Here is a 13,568-nt window from a genome sequence, read left to right on the forward strand (position 1 = left end):
CTGACGAATGCCAGCGGCATACCAGACGGCCCGACCACCGCCCAACCAGCGGATAAACAAACACAGGAGCACCATGAGCACCGGATTCATTGCCACAGCACCGACCGCGCCAGATGAAGGGGAGATAACCAGCAACCCATTCTGGCCGGCGATCTCGCTGGCTGACCTGCGCGACACCGTCCGGCTTGATGGCACCGTCACCACCGCCCGCCTCACCCATGCCGTGGTCGACGCCATCACCAGCGTCAACCGCGATCTGGCCGAGTGGCGCATCGCCCGTCAGGCCGAAGGCCACACCACCCTGGCCGCAGTCCCGAGCGAGGTCATCAACAACGAATCGGTGCACCTGTACAGCTACCGGCGCGCCATCTATGCCATGACCCGCGCCAACCTGCTGGAACGTTACACCGACTACAGCGCCACCGGTGACGGCGTCAAAGGGGCCGATGCCAAGATCGTGAGCTCTGATGACCTCTACCGGGATGCCCGCTTTGCCATTCGCGACATCCTCGGTACCACCCACAACACAGTGGAGCTGATCTGATGCAACTGCGCAGCCAACAGGGCGACACCCTCGATCTCATCCTGTTCCGGCACTACGGCTACACCGCAGGCATCACCGAGCAAGTGCTCAACCTCAACCCCGGTTTGGCCGCGCTCGGCCCCATCATCCCGACCGGAACCCTCATCACAATGCCAGCGGCCCCCACCCAGGCCGAGCAGCCGCTGATCCAGCTATGGAACTGACCATGAGCCGCCTCGACGACGAACTCGAACGACTGGCCGACATCAGCGAACAGCAACTCGCTGCCCGCATTCATGCCGCCCGCATCAGTGGCACCGGCCCGCACTACTGCATCGACTGTGAAAACCCCATCCCGCAGGCGCGCCGTGAAGCGATCCGGGGCTGCGAACGCTGCGCCGAGTGCCAGACCATCAATGAATTCCAAACCGCTCGCCACTACGGCAGCAAACGATAAAAACAGGAGAGCACGATGCCAGAACCGATTTCATCCAGTGCAGCAACCAGCACCCTCACCGGTCTGGCGCTGCTGTTCACCTTGCCGGGCGTTGATCCCGCCATGGTGCTGTCCTCATTAACCGGCGCAGTCCTGTTTATCTCCGCCACCGAAGAACACAGCCGATGGCGCAAAATAGCCCTGTTTGTCGTCTCGTTTATCGTCGGTTTGGTCATGGCTGACCTCGCTTGCCAACTGCTGGGAATGGCCTTACCCGCTGGCGTCACTGTCAGTAAAGCAGTCGGCTCGCTGCTCTCATCCGCGCTGATGGTCCGCCTGCTGCAAACCGCCATGCGCACCGAATTCGGCACGCTCTTAAACATCTTGCTCAACAGGAGGGGGTAACCATGATCCCGACCAGTCCGACCGGCGTGTTTATCTACACCGCCCTTTACGCCCTGATCTGCGCCGCCATCTTCCTGCGCGTCATGCTGTTTGACCGCAAGGGGGGCGAATATCGCGCCTTGCCCGCCTGGCTGGCTTGGCTGCTCTGTGTGCTGTCAGGCTCCATCCCACTGCGCTTTCTATTCGGAGGTATTCCAGTACCGGATCCGGCGTCTTTCGGGCTCGCCGTCTTCCTGCTTTGCGCCGTGTTCAAAACCCATGGCTCGGTGTACCACTTGCTGCCTCGGCGCAAGCCATCAACCACCCCCCATGCCCGCGATATTTACCGGAGGTTCCAGCCATGAGCCTCAAAAAAGGGGATACCGGCACCGCCGTGGCCGATCTGCAGCGCCGCCTCACCAAAGCCGGTTATCCGGTGGATCCTGACGGCTGGTTTGGCGGTGCCACCGAACAGGCCCTGCTCGCCTTCCAGCAAGACTACATGATCGCCGCCATCGGTCAGGCTGGCCCGCGCACCATGGCCGCCCTGCTCGGCAGCGAACGCGGCAACCAGTTGACCATCAACCACATGCAGAGCAGGGCTGACCTGCTGGCCGTGCCGCTTGCCACCATGGCCACAGTTGCCCAGGTCGAAAGCATCGGCGAAGGCTTCACGCAAGACCAGCGCCCGGTGGTGCTGTTCGAGCGGCATGTGTTCTACAAGCAGCTCACCAAGCACCAGGGCAAGGCCACCGCCAACCAGATGGCCGCCAATTACCCCAACCTGGTCAACCCCAAGCGCGGCGGCTATGCCGGCGGCGCGGCAGAGTGGGAACGGCTGCAACTGGCCATCAGCCTGCATCGGGATGCCGCCATCGAGTCAGCCAGCTGGGGCATGTTCCAGATCATGGGCTACCACTGGCAGGCGCTGGGCTTTACCTCGGCCGGCGACTGGTTGGCGGCCATGCAGCGCAGCGAGGTCGACCACCTCAACGCCCTGTGCCGCTTCATCCAGCAAGACGCTGCCATGCACAAGGCCCTGCAGGGCCGCAAGTGGGCCGACTTTGCCCGCCGCTACAACGGCCCCGCCTACAAAGACAACGACTACGACACCAAGCTGGCCAAGGCATACGACCACTTTGCCAAGGTATACCAGGTGCAGGAGGTGGCAGATGTGGCTTAACCTCCTGCGCTCCCCCCTCACCTGGTTGCTGATCGCCTTGGCCATCACCTTGGGCGGCTGGGGCTGGTCTGCCACCTCGGCGGCGACCGCCAAGGGTAAGGTCACCACCCTGCAAAGCGACCTCAAGGCCGCCGATGACAAGGCCAAAGAGGCCGAGCGGCGGGAAAAACTCAAAGACACCACCATCACCACCCTCTCCGGCGAACTGACCAAGCAGGCCGAAGCCGCAGCCCAACTGCAAAGCCAGCTCGGCGAACTGTCGATGACCGCCGCCACCCGCGCCGACACCATCAAGAGGCTCAAACGTGAAAATGCAGAACTCAAGGAATGGGCTGATCGCCCTCTGCCTGATCCTGTTGTCAGGTTGCTCCAGCGCCCCGCCCTCACCGGCGCCGCAGATTATCAGGCTCACCTGTCAGGGCCTGACCCCCTGCCAACTGCCGCCGGCCAGCCCGGCCAATAACGGCGACTTGCTCGACCAGTTGACCCAGACCGAGGCCGCCTGGGCCAACTGCGCCGCCCAGGTTGACAGCCTCATCGCCTGCCAACAACGACATCAGAACGGGAGGGAGTATGGAAAAACCAAAACAGATCCGTGAGGTACTGACCCGCTGTGTGCCCCACCTCAAGACCAACCCGGACAAGCTGCACATCTTCATCGCCCCGGGCAACGTCGAAAGCACCGGCGCCCGCTCGCTCTCGTTCGAGTGGCAATACCCCCTCACCATCGGCATCGAGGACTTTGCCGGCCACCCGGATCAGATCATGGTGCCGCTGCTGGCCTGGTTGCGCCAACACCAGCCCGAGCTGATGACCAACGACGAGCAGCGCAAGGAGGGCATCACCTTCGAGGCCGAATACCTCGCGAGCGACCTGATGGACCTCATCATCACCGTCAAGCTGACCGAGCGGGTCAGGGTGTGGCAAAGCGATCAGGGGATTGGCTGGGAGCATCTGCCAGAGCCGCCAGACGATCCCTACGACGGCATCACCTGGGAACTCTTTATCAACGGGGAACATCAACCATGGCCGCCGACGACCTGAGCCGTCTGACCAGCTGGGCCGATGGCCTGCTGGCAAGCATGGAGCCCGCCGCCCGCCGCCAGTTGGCTGGCGAGATGGCCCGCGCCTTGCGCGCCAGCCAGACCCAGCGGATCCGCGCCAACATCCAGCCCGATGGCAACCCCATGGCCCCGCGCAAGCCTCAGCCCAAACTGAAGAAGGGACGGAGCCGCCTTCGCCGCAAGATGTTCTTCAAAATCAGTAGCCCCGCCTGGCTCAAGGCCCGCGCCAGTGAACAACAGGCCGTGGTGGAGTTTGTCGGCACCGCCAATCGTCTCGCCACCATTCACCAATACGGCCTCAAAGACCGCATCAAGGGCCGCGAGATCCGCTATCCGACGCGGGAGTTGCTGGGTATAACACAACAAGAATTCAATGACTTGGAAGAGGTCCTTCTCAACCATCTCGCCATGTGCCTCTAACCCTCAACAATGAAGGCCATATATAGTGTGAGTGGACCAGCTATGATTGGTTTAAAGCGTCATTTTGTGAGCCTATATAGTTGTAAGGTACGTTCAGTTACGCAATACTGCGCATGAAATCCACACGAGCAGCTATCAACACTGTGGAATTTCAATACCTTAGTACACAGTCCCTGGCTGGTGAGGCTTAAGGCACATGTTCTGTGACGGTTCAACCGTTACCTCACCAAGATAGTTATGGAGACACATATGAAGGCACTCATGTCCGACACGTTCATGTCTGCTGGCTCAATCTTAGATATCAGCAGCAACGCAAAGAAAGACTTATCAAGGGTACAACGTAAGTTGTACAACCAAGGTAAACTGCATGCCACTATGCAAGTAGCAGCTGGGGAGGCCGCACTGAAGACGATTTGGTACTCAACCCCTCGTGCTACCGACAACAGCAATCTGCAGAATGATTGGGTCGTGATCGGCCAAGATATGCAGAAATCGCTCGATAAGTACTCAGTTGAGATCCAACTCATCGAATCCCTGCAGTGTGAAGGAAATGTCTGTGCAGAACACAGCAGATGACGAGCACGAAGTGACTGACACATCCTCTCCGACTCAAGACGGTCAACAACTGGTTGACCGTCTTGAACATGAGCTTCAGGAAAACCCCGATCCTGAGTTGGTTGAAAGGATTGTTCAGTCCCCAGCCATCAAGCGTGTCGTGATGGAAATGCATCAGGGACCATTGCCACCTGCTCGCGCCATGGCCGAGTATGAGCAAGTGCTTCCTGGGTCAGCAGAACGGATTATGAGAATGGCTGAGCTAGAGCAGTCTCAGCGCCATTCCATGCAGAAAGAGCAGCTTGCCCAGCACAAAGAGCTAAGCAAAGGGTTCCTCAATAACGACCGATTAGGTAAGTGGATGGGATTTGCCATAGTTCTTGCGGTTCTTGGCTTTGCTGCATGGATGGCGGACAAAGGTCATCCAACAATTGCGGGTATACTCGTCGGTGTAGATCTAGTTGGCTTGGCCGCAGTATTCGTCATCGGAAGGCTTCTTTCTCGCGACGACCCAAATGGTAACGAATAAGCTGATTGAGCCAACCTTAAGGAAGGACAAAAAAGCCATGACCAGTCATGGCTTTTTCATGTCTGGTCAAGCAACTCTTACAATTCATGCAGCCCTGTGTTTGTCCCCAGCCTAAACAGACATCCCCTGTCCTGACGGAAATCGCTACCCTGCTGCTGGTGTTGTGTGCGGTCGGGTGGGGTTGTGCCGATTGGTGGTTGATGGTTGCGGTTGGTTGCGCGATACTGCGCAGGCAACGGCAAAATCCGTTGCCGGGATTGGTCTCCCGACAGCATCACAGCGCACAACACGCGCCCGCGTGTTTTTTTGTGCGGCCCAGTAGTACCCGCAATCTCAGTTATGACGGGCTGGGCAGGAGCTCCTTCGGGGGCGCCGGATCCCTGTGATGCCCGGTAAGACCAATCCTGCCCAGTTCGTCACCAGTAAGATTGGTCTCTTAGGTGGCGATTCACTGCATCACAGGAATCACACTATGAACAGCATCAACAGCTTTACCCCTGCCGAGATTATCAGCCTGCAACAAGGCCAACCTGTCACCACTTCCCTGAAAGTCGCCGAACTCTTTGGCAAGCGTCATGACGACGTATTGAAGAAGATCCGCAACCTCGAATGCAGCTCAGATTTTCATCTCCGCAATTTTGCGGAGATGTCCCAAGAGGTCGAAATTGGAAATGGGGCAAAGCGTTCTTCCCGTTTCTACGAGATGACCAAAGACGGCTTTATCTTTGTGGTGATGGGCTTCACCGGCGCCAAGGCCGCGGCGACCAAAGAGGCCTATATCAACGCCTTCAACTGGATGGCCGAACAGCTTGCCGCCCAGCGTTCACAACCAGCGATCAGCCTGACCGATGACGAACTCTGCACCCTGACCTGGTGCTGGCGCGCCGCCGACCGGATGATAGAGGCCGCCCGTAGTATCTATCCCCTGCTCGAGGTCGCCGAACACCGCGACGCCGGCCGCTACTACTCCATCATCCACGAGTACCCGCGCACCTTGCAGAGTGCCCAGCAGTTGCTGGCCGACAAGACCCGCCATATCCAGCCTAGCATCCACGGCAAACTCGACTGGAACAGAGTCATCCCCCACCTACGCAGCCTGCCGCTGACCAAAAGTTGGTAATGTGACCGGTCACGCATTAAGAGGCGTGACCGGGCTCACCCGAGCGGGTAACCTGTTTGCAAAACAGAATTATCAATGAAGTGCTGAGAAGGTGATATTAATCTGCAGCATCCAACTCTATTGGATGGAAATAAACTGAGGAATGAAAATGCTTGATTTTTTGGTCACTAGAAAAACTGAGATTATTTTTCTCATATTGGGTACCATCTTCGGCTGGCTAATAAGCCGCTATTACTTCAGAAGAGCATCAAAGGAGGCACCAGAGTGGGCAAAGCCATTGCTCAATAGTTTACCGTCATCTCGGCCGACAGATACACAGTTGATAAGTTTATTCCTGGATTATCTGCGCCATAACCCACTCAAAGAGGAAGTGGAGAATGCAAATGGTGAAGTTGCTAGGTACAAAGATGGCAGGCAGACTTGCAAAGGAAAATTCTCTGTTGCCCCTGGTCTGCAAAAACAAGAACTGAACATAACCTTCCCCGCGATGTTCTTCAGCGATCCTTCCGTAGAACTATCTGGTGACATTTCACGCATTCTATCGAAACGAGCAACTGCTTCCACTATGTTGATTTCGGTTACACCATCGAACACCGAAACGCTTGAATTTAGTTATCAAGCTACTGGGAATTGGTGTGATCCGACCATTATTGGCGGAAATGAGAAGGCTGATTAAGGTGGAGGGACTCGTCCCTGCAAGCACCATCTGGTGGGAACTGCTAGCCAGGGCTTAATGTGTGGCTGAACGAAAATTGGCACCAAACAGCGACCCTCTAGTGAAGGTGATGGATCGTAAAAATGATGTAGTTACCCCCGAGCGGCCATTGCCAGCGCGGGAGAGCAGAGAAAGCAAACTCAAACCCGATGCCCTGAAGGCGGCAGGCTGGGGGCTGATGCATGGGGATTTCTTCGACCATTGTGACCTCGCCGACGCCTTCAATATTCCCCACTCATACGCCAGCAAACTGGTGTGCTACCTGCGCCAACTGGCTTGCGTAGAACTGAAAGCCGAGACACGCAGTGGACCGAGGGAGAAAGGCAAAGCGATAAAGCGGATCTTCATCAAGGTGATCAGCATCCACCCCGAACAACCCAAGCCCGTCCCGCCGGAGCCGCAAGCATCTCTCCGGCAAAAGCTGTCACGACTGGCCAGGGCGATGCCTGCCCCAAAGTGATCCCGTAACCTAGTGTTATATGAACGCATGTTTATAAAGGTGATTTATGGCAAATATTAATGATGTAAAAGCCATTGTTAAAGAATACGAAATTAATTATCGACATCCAAAATTAGATCCATTCATATATTTAGATGAATTTGATTTAATAAATGATAATCCAGCTTGCCCTGCTGAAGCTGAAAAGAAAGGCGTTTACGTCATTTTCAATAGGGATGATATTATATATATCGGAAAGTCATCATCACAAAACAAAGGCATTTGGCACAGAATAGTTGATCATATTTATAGTTCAAGGAAAAGCAACTGGGCATCAGAGGCTACACATTTTGTGGCATGGGCTGTACCTGATGACTCATTTTTTGAGGCTAGCGCTTTAGAGGAGTTTTTAATTTTCAAAATGAAAAATAATCTTCCTTACAATACCGTTGGAAAATAAAAACAACAAAAAATGTAAGCTTGTTTCCCTCGTTCATTGAACTGCACTGCGTGCAGCCTGTATAGATCTGGTTATCACCTGACACCGTTTGACCCTCCCCGCCATTGTGTAACGCCATTACACAATGGCGGCCCCTCGCCTTCCCGGCCATTGCCCAAAACAATGGCCCCATGCAACCGACCCTGACCGAACTCCAACGCCTGATCGACAACCTGATCCGCATCGGCACCGTGACCGAAGTGCGATCCAAGGAATGTCGCGTCAAAACCGGCGACATCATCACCAACTGGCGGCCCTACACCACAGAAAGGGCCGGGGCCAACCGTACCCGCCACCGCCTGAGCGTCGGTGAACAGGTCATCTTGTTGTCAGTCAGTGGCGATCTGCGCAATGCGTACATCCTCGGCTCCCTCAACGCCACCGCCGCAGACGAGCCACTGGCTGACGATGATAATCCGGATCTCGACCGCACCGAGTACAGCGACGGCGCCGTCATCGAATACAACCCGGCGACCGGCGCGCTCAACGCCACTGGCATCAAGACCGCCACCATCACCGCCAGCGTCGCTGTCAAAGCAAACACCCCACTAGTTGAGTGCTCAGACCTGCTCAAGGCCAGGCGCGTAGTGAGCGAAACCGCCAACATCGGCGGCATCGAGGTCACCACCCACGGCCATAAAGACGTGCAACCAGGCAGTGGCCAATCAGGGGGTCCCGTATGAACTGGCTCGGCATGAATGCCGCCAATGGCCGCGCCATCAGCGCCACCGACCACATCATCCAGTCGGTGCGCGACATCCTCATCACCCCGGTGGGTTCGCGCATCATGCGTCGAGACTACGGCAGCGAGCTGTTTTACCTCATCGACCAACCCCAGCATCAGGCCACCCGCCTGCGCCTGATGGCCGCCACCGTGCAGGCCCTCATCAACTGGGAGCCGCGCATCACCATCAGCCGGGTCGATGTGCTGAGCGGCGGCATGAATGGCTCACTCACCGTTGAACTCACCTGGCAACGCAAAGATGGCGGCGCGCCGGAATCTGCCACCATTCCCATCCCAACAGGAGCCGCCCAGTGAGCACCATCACCCTCTCCCAACTGCCCCAGCCAGAGGTGATCGAAACCCTCGATTTCGAGAGCATCCTCGCCGAGCGCAAGGCCTATTTCGTCAGCCTCTATCCGGCAGACCAGCAGGCGGCCATCGCCGCCACCCTGGCGCTCGAATCCGAGCCCATCACCAAGCTGCTGCAAGAGAATGCCTATCGGGAGCTGATCCTGCGCCAACGCATCAACGATGCCGCCGTCGCCAACATGCTGGCGTGGGCCAAGGGGAGCGACCTCGACAACCTGGTGGCCAACTGGAAGGTGCAGCGGCTCATCATCCAGCCAGGGGATGACACAGCCACCCCGCCGGTGCCCGAAATCAAGGAAGATGACGAGGCGCTGATCCTGCGCGCCCTGATGGCGTGGGATGGCCTCAGCGTGGCGGGCCCCACCGGAGCCTATGAGTATTTCGCCCTCTCGGCGGATGGCAAGGTAGCTGATGCCAAAGGATCCAGCCCCGCCCCCGCCGAGGCCCAGGTCACCATCCTCAGCACCGAAGGGGACGGCACGGCCAATGCCACCCTGATCGCCAAAGTCACCCAGGCCTTGAGCCACGAAGACAAGCGCCCGGTGGCCGATCGGCTCACCGTGCAAAGCGCCGGCATCATCCACTACACCATCACCGCCAAGCTGCACATCGACAGCCAGGGGGCCGAGGCCGATGTGGTTCTGCAGGCCGCCCGCGACCGACTCGCCGCCTTTATCAACCCCCGCCGCCGCATCGGGGTCGAGATACCGCGCTCCGCCATCGATGCCGCCCTCCATGTGCAGGGCGTGCGCAAGGTCGACCTGATCGGCTGGGCAGACATCACCCCGAGCGCCACCCAGGCCGCCTACTGCACCGCCTTCACCGTGGAGCGGGCAGCATGAATACCCTGCTGCCGCCCAGCACCAGCCGCACCGAGCGCAATCTGGCCACGACGGGCGCCAATGCCCAGCAGTTGCCGATCCCGTTTCGCTCGCTCTGGTCACCCTGGACCTGTCCCGCCCACCTGCTGCCTTATCTGGCCGCCAGCTGGAGCGTCGACCGCTGGGATGACAAATGGCCCGAGGCCACCAAGCGCCAGGTCATCGCCAACAGCTACTTTGTGCACAGCCGCAAGGGCACCATCGGCGCCATCCGCCGGGTGGTGGAACCGCTCGGCTATCTGATCCGGGTGCGGGAGTGGTGGCAAGAGGCCCCGACCGCCACCCCGGGCACCTTCAAGCTCGATATCGGCGTGCTCGATACCGGCATCACCGAAGCCATGTACCAGGAGCTGGAACGGCTGATCGCCGATGCCAAGCCCATGACCCGCCACCTGACTGGGCTCGCCATCAGCATGGAAACCCGTGGCCCGCTCTATCTGGGGGCTGCCTGCTATCTGGGTGACGAGTTGACCATCTACCCCTACAGCCCCGAAGCCATCGAGATCAGTGGCCAGCAGTGGCACGGCGGCATCACTCACACCATCGACACCATGACCATTCAACCGCAACCCACAGGAGGTGCCCGCTAATGAGCGCCATCTATTTCGCCATTCCGACCGATGCCGGGCAGGCCAAAATTGCCAACGCCATCGCGCTGGGCATCCCGCTGAAAATCACCCATATGGCGGTCGGCGACGGCAACGGCCAGCCGGTTACGCCCAACGCAGCCCAGACGACGCTGGTCAGGGAAAAACGCCGGGCCCCGCTCAACACCCTGTTTCAAGACCCCCTGAACCAGTCACAGCTGGTAGCGGAGCAGATCATCCCGGAGGACGTCGGCGACTGGTGGATCCGAGAGGCCGGCATTTTTTCGGAAGACGGCACCCTGATCGCCATCGCCAACACCCCCGACACCTACAAGCCGCTGCTGAGCAGTGGCGCCGGCCGCACCCAGGTCATCCGCATTGTGCTGATCGTCAGCGACACCAGCGCCGTGGAGCTTAAGATCGATCCGGCCGTGGTGCTGGCAACCCGCAAGTATGTCGATGATGTGATGAAGGCGCACAAGGAAAGCAGGGACCATCCTGACGCCAGCGAATCAGCCAAAGGCTTCGCCCGCTATGCCAGCCAACCCCAAACCGATGCAGGTATCGCCGACGACGCAGCTGTGACGCCGAAAAAGATGCGGGCTGCCCTCAAAAATAAGGGTCTGACGGAATACGGTTCGGCGCTGATTGGGGTGCCAATAGACTGGCCGCTAGCGCAGATGCCGCAAGACATCTGGCCGGACTGCGGCATGGTGTTTTTGTCATGCGCGGGGCAGGGCTTTAACACCGCTACCTATCCAAAACTGGCACAGTGCTACCCGGCAGGGGTGATGCCAGAGCTGCGCGGCGAGTTTATCCGTGGCTGGGATAATGGGCGGGGGGTGGATGCGGGGCGGGGGTTGCTGTCGGCGCAAGGGGATACGCTGCTGAATCACCAACATAACATGATCGGGATGGACAGAGCCTCTCAAGGAGGGGGGAATTATATTTTGCCTAATGAACAATTCCCTATTCTCGGCAAAGGGTTTGCAAGCCCAGTGGCAGAATATCCTGAGTCATCGTCTAATGCTGGTTACAACAACGCCACCGGGTTGATTAAAACAGCTATGAACGGCGCGACAGATGTTGGCCGTCTCGGCGCTGAAACTCGCCCCCGCAACTCCGCATTCCACAAAATCATGAGGGCCGCATAATGGCTGAACTGAACGAACCACGGGTGAGTTGGGGTGCCGACGGCTGGGCCGCGTGCAACGGCTGGGCGCAGGCCCACTGCGCCGATGCAGTGACCGCTGAGTATCTGGGGCCGCAAGATGTGTGGGTATCGGTCGGCACGGGGCTGCCTGCGGGGGCCTATCTCGATGCGCCGCCTGCGCCCGAGGAGGGGCAGGCGGTGGTGCGGCAGGCGGATGGCTGGGCGCTGGTGCCGGACTATCGGGGGGTGACGGTCTATGACACGGCGACGCGCCAGCCAATCGCGATCTCGGCGCTCGGTCCGCTGCCGGAGCTCTGCACGCTGCTGGCCCCCAGCTCGCCATATGACGTATGGGATGGCGCGGCATGGCAGCCTGACGCCGCGGCGGAAGAGCAAGCGGCGCTGTCGGCTACGCAGACAGAGCAGTCAGCCCGTATCGCCACAGCCAACCAGCAGATTTCCATCATAAAACCAGCCGTCGAGGGTGGCTACGCCAAGCCGGAACATACTCAGTTGCTGGCCGACTGGCAGCGCTACCGCTACGAGCTGACGCTGGTGCCGGAACAAGCTGGCTGGCCAGAGTCACCACAATGGCCAACCGAACCGGAGAAGGTCATCTAACCAAGCCACCCCACCCCGCCCAGTGCGGGGTGTTTCGTTACTGCCGCCGTCCGTCACCTTGTCACCGCCGGGCCATTGTGTAACGCCGATACACAATGGCCGCCACTCGCCTGTCATCCCCTGCCCCTGCATCCTGACCCTGCTCGCATCACCTTGTAAAAGCTCCGTCCGGACAACAGGAGAACCTATGGCACTGGACCAATTTCACCACGGCGTGCGCGTCGTGGAAGTCAACGAGGGCACCCGCACCATCCGCACCGTCGCCACGGCGGTGATCGGCATGGTCTGCACCAGCGAAGACGCGGACGCCACCTACTTCCCCCTCGACAAACCCGTGCTGATCGCCAACCTGCCGGTGGCCATCGCCAAAGCGGGCAGCGAGGGCAACCTCAAAAAGTCACTGCAAACCATCTATGACAAAGTCAAAACCATCGTCATCGTCGTGCGCGTGGCCAAGGGGGCCGACGCCGCAGCCCTGACCAGCAACATCATCGGCACCATCAAGCCCGATGGCAGCTATACCGGCCTCAAGGCGCTGGAACGGGCCGCCCCGGTCACCACCGTCAAGCCGCGCATCCTCTGCGTGCCGGACAACTGCACCCTGCCGGTGGCCACCGCGCTGGGGGGCGTGGCCAAGAAGCTGCGCGCCTTTGCCTACGTGCCGACCATCGCAGAAACCGTTGAAGCCGCCCTGGCCTACCGTGAAAACTTCGCCAGCCGCGAGCTGATGCTGGTGCATGCAGACTGGACTGCGTGGGACGTCGCCGCCAATGCCAGCGTCAAGCTCGATGCCTGCCTCAAGGCCGCCGCCATGCGGGCCCTTATCGACAAAGAGATCGGCTGGCACAAGACCCTGTCGAACGTCGGTGTGACCGGGGTCGACGGCATGACCAAGGCCCTGTTCTGGGATCTGCAAGACCCCGACACCGAAGTCGGCCTGCTCAACGCCAGCGAAGTCACCTGCCTGATCCAGTCCAATGGCTTCCGCTACTGGGGCAACCGCACCTGCTCGGACGATCCCCTGTTCTGCTTCGAGAACTACACCCGCACTGCCCAGGTGCTGGCCGACACCATCGCCGATGCGCACATGTGGGCCGTCGATAAGCCCATGACCCCCACCCTGGTCAAAGACATCATCGAGGGCATCAAGGCCAAGGGCCGCGAACTGGTGACCGGTGGGTACCTGCTCGGCTTTGACTGCTGGTACAACGAGGAGCTCAACGACAAAGATACCCTCAAGGCCGGCAAGCTGCGCATCGATTACAACTACACCCCGGTCCCGCCGCTCGAAGACCTCGGCTTCCAGCAGCGCATCACCGACCACTACCTGATCGACTTCGGCGCCCGCGTCGCGGCAGCCGCATAA

Annotated in this window: 23 protein-coding genes; all 23 read left to right on the forward strand. The window is 59.1% G+C overall.

The window, feature by feature from the left end; translation table 11 throughout:
* Positions 1–73: 73 nt before the first annotated feature.
* Positions 74–544 carry a head completion/stabilization protein gene (locus EL255_RS13320; RefSeq protein WP_042654615.1) on the forward strand — a complete coding sequence of 157 codons (471 nt, stop codon included), beginning with the start codon at positions 74–76 and terminating at the stop codon, positions 542–544.
* Entirely contained in the window at positions 544–747 is a 204-nt protein-coding gene (locus tag EL255_RS13325) for a tail protein X (RefSeq protein WP_042654614.1), read from the forward strand. The genes EL255_RS13320 and EL255_RS13325 overlap by 1 nt, the downstream gene beginning before the upstream one ends.
* A gap of 2 nt (positions 748–749) precedes the next feature.
* Positions 750–980: a TraR/DksA C4-type zinc finger protein gene (locus EL255_RS13330; RefSeq protein WP_197720891.1), complete on the forward strand. Its 231-nt coding sequence runs from the start codon at positions 750–752 to the stop codon at positions 978–980.
* 15 nt (positions 981–995) lie between these two features.
* Positions 996–1,364 (forward strand): putative holin, encoded by a 369-nt coding sequence (locus EL255_RS13335; protein WP_042654612.1) that lies wholly within the window; start codon positions 996–998, stop codon positions 1,362–1,364.
* Between the two features lie 2 nt (positions 1,365–1,366).
* A complete protein-coding gene (locus EL255_RS13340; RefSeq protein ID WP_084228400.1) occupies positions 1,367–1,708 on the forward strand; it encodes a phage holin family protein in 342 nt (113 codons plus the stop codon).
* Positions 1,705–2,526, forward strand: a complete 822-nt coding sequence (locus tag EL255_RS13345; protein WP_042654611.1) for an N-acetylmuramidase domain-containing protein — start codon at positions 1,705–1,707, stop codon at positions 2,524–2,526. The genes EL255_RS13340 and EL255_RS13345 overlap by 4 nt, the downstream gene beginning before the upstream one ends.
* Positions 2,516–2,989, forward strand: coding sequence for an Rz-like lysis system protein LysB (gene lysB, locus EL255_RS13350; RefSeq protein ID WP_042654610.1), 474 nt, complete (start codon positions 2,516–2,518; stop codon positions 2,987–2,989). Before EL255_RS13345 ends, lysB begins: the two co-directional genes overlap by 11 nt.
* Positions 2,883–3,125, forward strand: a complete 243-nt coding sequence (lysC, locus tag EL255_RS21610) for an Rz1-like lysis system protein LysC (protein WP_232018873.1) — start codon at positions 2,883–2,885, stop codon at positions 3,123–3,125. The genes lysB and lysC overlap by 107 nt, the downstream gene beginning before the upstream one ends.
* Complete coding sequence (locus EL255_RS13355) at positions 3,100–3,570, forward strand: phage tail protein (protein ID WP_042654609.1); 471 nt, start codon at positions 3,100–3,102, stop codon at positions 3,568–3,570. Before lysC ends, EL255_RS13355 begins: the two co-directional genes overlap by 26 nt.
* A complete protein-coding gene (locus EL255_RS13360) occupies positions 3,552–4,010 on the forward strand; it encodes a phage virion morphogenesis protein (RefSeq protein WP_042654608.1) in 459 nt (152 codons plus the stop codon). Before EL255_RS13355 ends, EL255_RS13360 begins: the two co-directional genes overlap by 19 nt.
* 249 nt (positions 4,011–4,259) lie before the next feature.
* On the forward strand, positions 4,260–4,586 hold the full coding sequence (locus EL255_RS13365) for a hypothetical protein (protein ID WP_042654607.1): 327 nt from the start codon (positions 4,260–4,262) through the stop codon (positions 4,584–4,586).
* Positions 4,567–5,094, forward strand: a complete 528-nt coding sequence (locus EL255_RS13370; RefSeq protein ID WP_048823195.1) for a DUF2335 domain-containing protein — start codon at positions 4,567–4,569, stop codon at positions 5,092–5,094. Before EL255_RS13365 ends, EL255_RS13370 begins: the two co-directional genes overlap by 20 nt.
* A gap of 472 nt (positions 5,095–5,566) precedes the next feature.
* Positions 5,567–6,214: a Rha family transcriptional regulator gene (locus tag EL255_RS21615; protein WP_042654606.1), complete on the forward strand. Its 648-nt coding sequence runs from the start codon at positions 5,567–5,569 to the stop codon at positions 6,212–6,214.
* A gap of 142 nt (positions 6,215–6,356) precedes the next feature.
* Entirely contained in the window at positions 6,357–6,890 is a 534-nt protein-coding gene (locus EL255_RS13380) for a hypothetical protein (protein WP_126623360.1), read from the forward strand.
* A gap of 61 nt (positions 6,891–6,951) precedes the next feature.
* Positions 6,952–7,389: a CaiF/GrlA family transcriptional regulator gene (locus EL255_RS13385; RefSeq protein ID WP_197720892.1), complete on the forward strand. Its 438-nt coding sequence runs from the start codon at positions 6,952–6,954 to the stop codon at positions 7,387–7,389.
* 46 nt (positions 7,390–7,435) lie between these two features.
* Positions 7,436–7,828: a hypothetical protein gene (locus tag EL255_RS13390; protein WP_126623361.1), complete on the forward strand. Its 393-nt coding sequence runs from the start codon at positions 7,436–7,438 to the stop codon at positions 7,826–7,828.
* 170 nt (positions 7,829–7,998) lie between these two features.
* On the forward strand, positions 7,999–8,550 hold the full coding sequence (locus tag EL255_RS13395; RefSeq protein WP_042654605.1) for a phage baseplate assembly protein V: 552 nt from the start codon (positions 7,999–8,001) through the stop codon (positions 8,548–8,550).
* Positions 8,547–8,906: a GPW/gp25 family protein gene (locus EL255_RS13400; protein WP_042654604.1), complete on the forward strand. Its 360-nt coding sequence runs from the start codon at positions 8,547–8,549 to the stop codon at positions 8,904–8,906. Before EL255_RS13395 ends, EL255_RS13400 begins: the two co-directional genes overlap by 4 nt.
* Positions 8,903–9,802 carry a baseplate J/gp47 family protein gene (locus EL255_RS13405; protein WP_042654603.1) on the forward strand — a complete coding sequence of 300 codons (900 nt, stop codon included), beginning with the start codon at positions 8,903–8,905 and terminating at the stop codon, positions 9,800–9,802. The genes EL255_RS13400 and EL255_RS13405 overlap by 4 nt, the downstream gene beginning before the upstream one ends.
* The gene (locus EL255_RS13410) at positions 9,799–10,431 is read left to right on the forward strand and encodes a phage tail protein I (protein WP_042654602.1); all 633 of its coding nucleotides are present in this window, start codon (positions 9,799–9,801) and stop codon (positions 10,429–10,431) included. Before EL255_RS13405 ends, EL255_RS13410 begins: the two co-directional genes overlap by 4 nt.
* Complete coding sequence (locus EL255_RS21620; RefSeq protein ID WP_042654601.1) at positions 10,431–11,582, forward strand: phage tail protein; 1,152 nt, start codon at positions 10,431–10,433, stop codon at positions 11,580–11,582. Before EL255_RS13410 ends, EL255_RS21620 begins: the two co-directional genes overlap by 1 nt.
* Entirely contained in the window at positions 11,582–12,202 is a 621-nt protein-coding gene (locus EL255_RS13420; protein ID WP_042654600.1) for a tail fiber assembly protein, read from the forward strand. Before EL255_RS21620 ends, EL255_RS13420 begins: the two co-directional genes overlap by 1 nt.
* Before the next feature lie 187 nt (positions 12,203–12,389).
* Entirely contained in the window at positions 12,390–13,568 is a 1,179-nt protein-coding gene (locus EL255_RS13425; protein WP_042654599.1) for a phage tail sheath protein, read from the forward strand.

This window comes from Aeromonas encheleia, from assembly GCF_900637545.1.
Classification (GTDB): Bacteria; Pseudomonadota; Gammaproteobacteria; order Enterobacterales; family Aeromonadaceae; genus Aeromonas; species Aeromonas encheleia.

Coding starts and splice junctions, on each gene's coding strand:
- EL255_RS13425 (WP_042654599.1), top strand. CDS start 12,390: ATGGCACTGGACCAATTTCACCACGGCGTGCGCGTCGTGGAAGTCAAC.
- EL255_RS13365 (WP_042654607.1), top strand. CDS start 4,260: ATGAAGGCACTCATGTCCGACACGTTCATGTCTGCTGGCTCAATCTTA.
- EL255_RS21620 (WP_042654601.1), top strand. CDS start 10,431: ATGAGCGCCATCTATTTCGCCATTCCGACCGATGCCGGGCAGGCCAAA.
- EL255_RS13320 (WP_042654615.1), top strand. CDS start 74: ATGAGCACCGGATTCATTGCCACAGCACCGACCGCGCCAGATGAAGGG.
- EL255_RS13400 (WP_042654604.1), top strand. CDS start 8,547: ATGAACTGGCTCGGCATGAATGCCGCCAATGGCCGCGCCATCAGCGCC.
- EL255_RS13335 (WP_042654612.1), top strand. CDS start 996: ATGCCAGAACCGATTTCATCCAGTGCAGCAACCAGCACCCTCACCGGT.
- EL255_RS13355 (WP_042654609.1), top strand. CDS start 3,100: ATGGAAAAACCAAAACAGATCCGTGAGGTACTGACCCGCTGTGTGCCC.
- EL255_RS13340 (WP_084228400.1), top strand. CDS start 1,367: ATGATCCCGACCAGTCCGACCGGCGTGTTTATCTACACCGCCCTTTAC.
- EL255_RS13330 (WP_197720891.1), top strand. CDS start 750: ATGAGCCGCCTCGACGACGAACTCGAACGACTGGCCGACATCAGCGAA.
- EL255_RS13325 (WP_042654614.1), top strand. CDS start 544: ATGCAACTGCGCAGCCAACAGGGCGACACCCTCGATCTCATCCTGTTC.
- lysB (WP_042654610.1), top strand. CDS start 2,516: ATGTGGCTTAACCTCCTGCGCTCCCCCCTCACCTGGTTGCTGATCGCC.
- EL255_RS13360 (WP_042654608.1), top strand. CDS start 3,552: ATGGCCGCCGACGACCTGAGCCGTCTGACCAGCTGGGCCGATGGCCTG.
- EL255_RS13380 (WP_126623360.1), top strand. CDS start 6,357: ATGAAAATGCTTGATTTTTTGGTCACTAGAAAAACTGAGATTATTTTT.
- EL255_RS13345 (WP_042654611.1), top strand. CDS start 1,705: ATGAGCCTCAAAAAAGGGGATACCGGCACCGCCGTGGCCGATCTGCAG.
- EL255_RS13390 (WP_126623361.1), top strand. CDS start 7,436: ATGGCAAATATTAATGATGTAAAAGCCATTGTTAAAGAATACGAAATT.
- EL255_RS21615 (WP_042654606.1), top strand. CDS start 5,567: ATGAACAGCATCAACAGCTTTACCCCTGCCGAGATTATCAGCCTGCAA.
- EL255_RS13410 (WP_042654602.1), top strand. CDS start 9,799: ATGAATACCCTGCTGCCGCCCAGCACCAGCCGCACCGAGCGCAATCTG.
- EL255_RS13420 (WP_042654600.1), top strand. CDS start 11,582: ATGGCTGAACTGAACGAACCACGGGTGAGTTGGGGTGCCGACGGCTGG.
- EL255_RS13395 (WP_042654605.1), top strand. CDS start 7,999: ATGCAACCGACCCTGACCGAACTCCAACGCCTGATCGACAACCTGATC.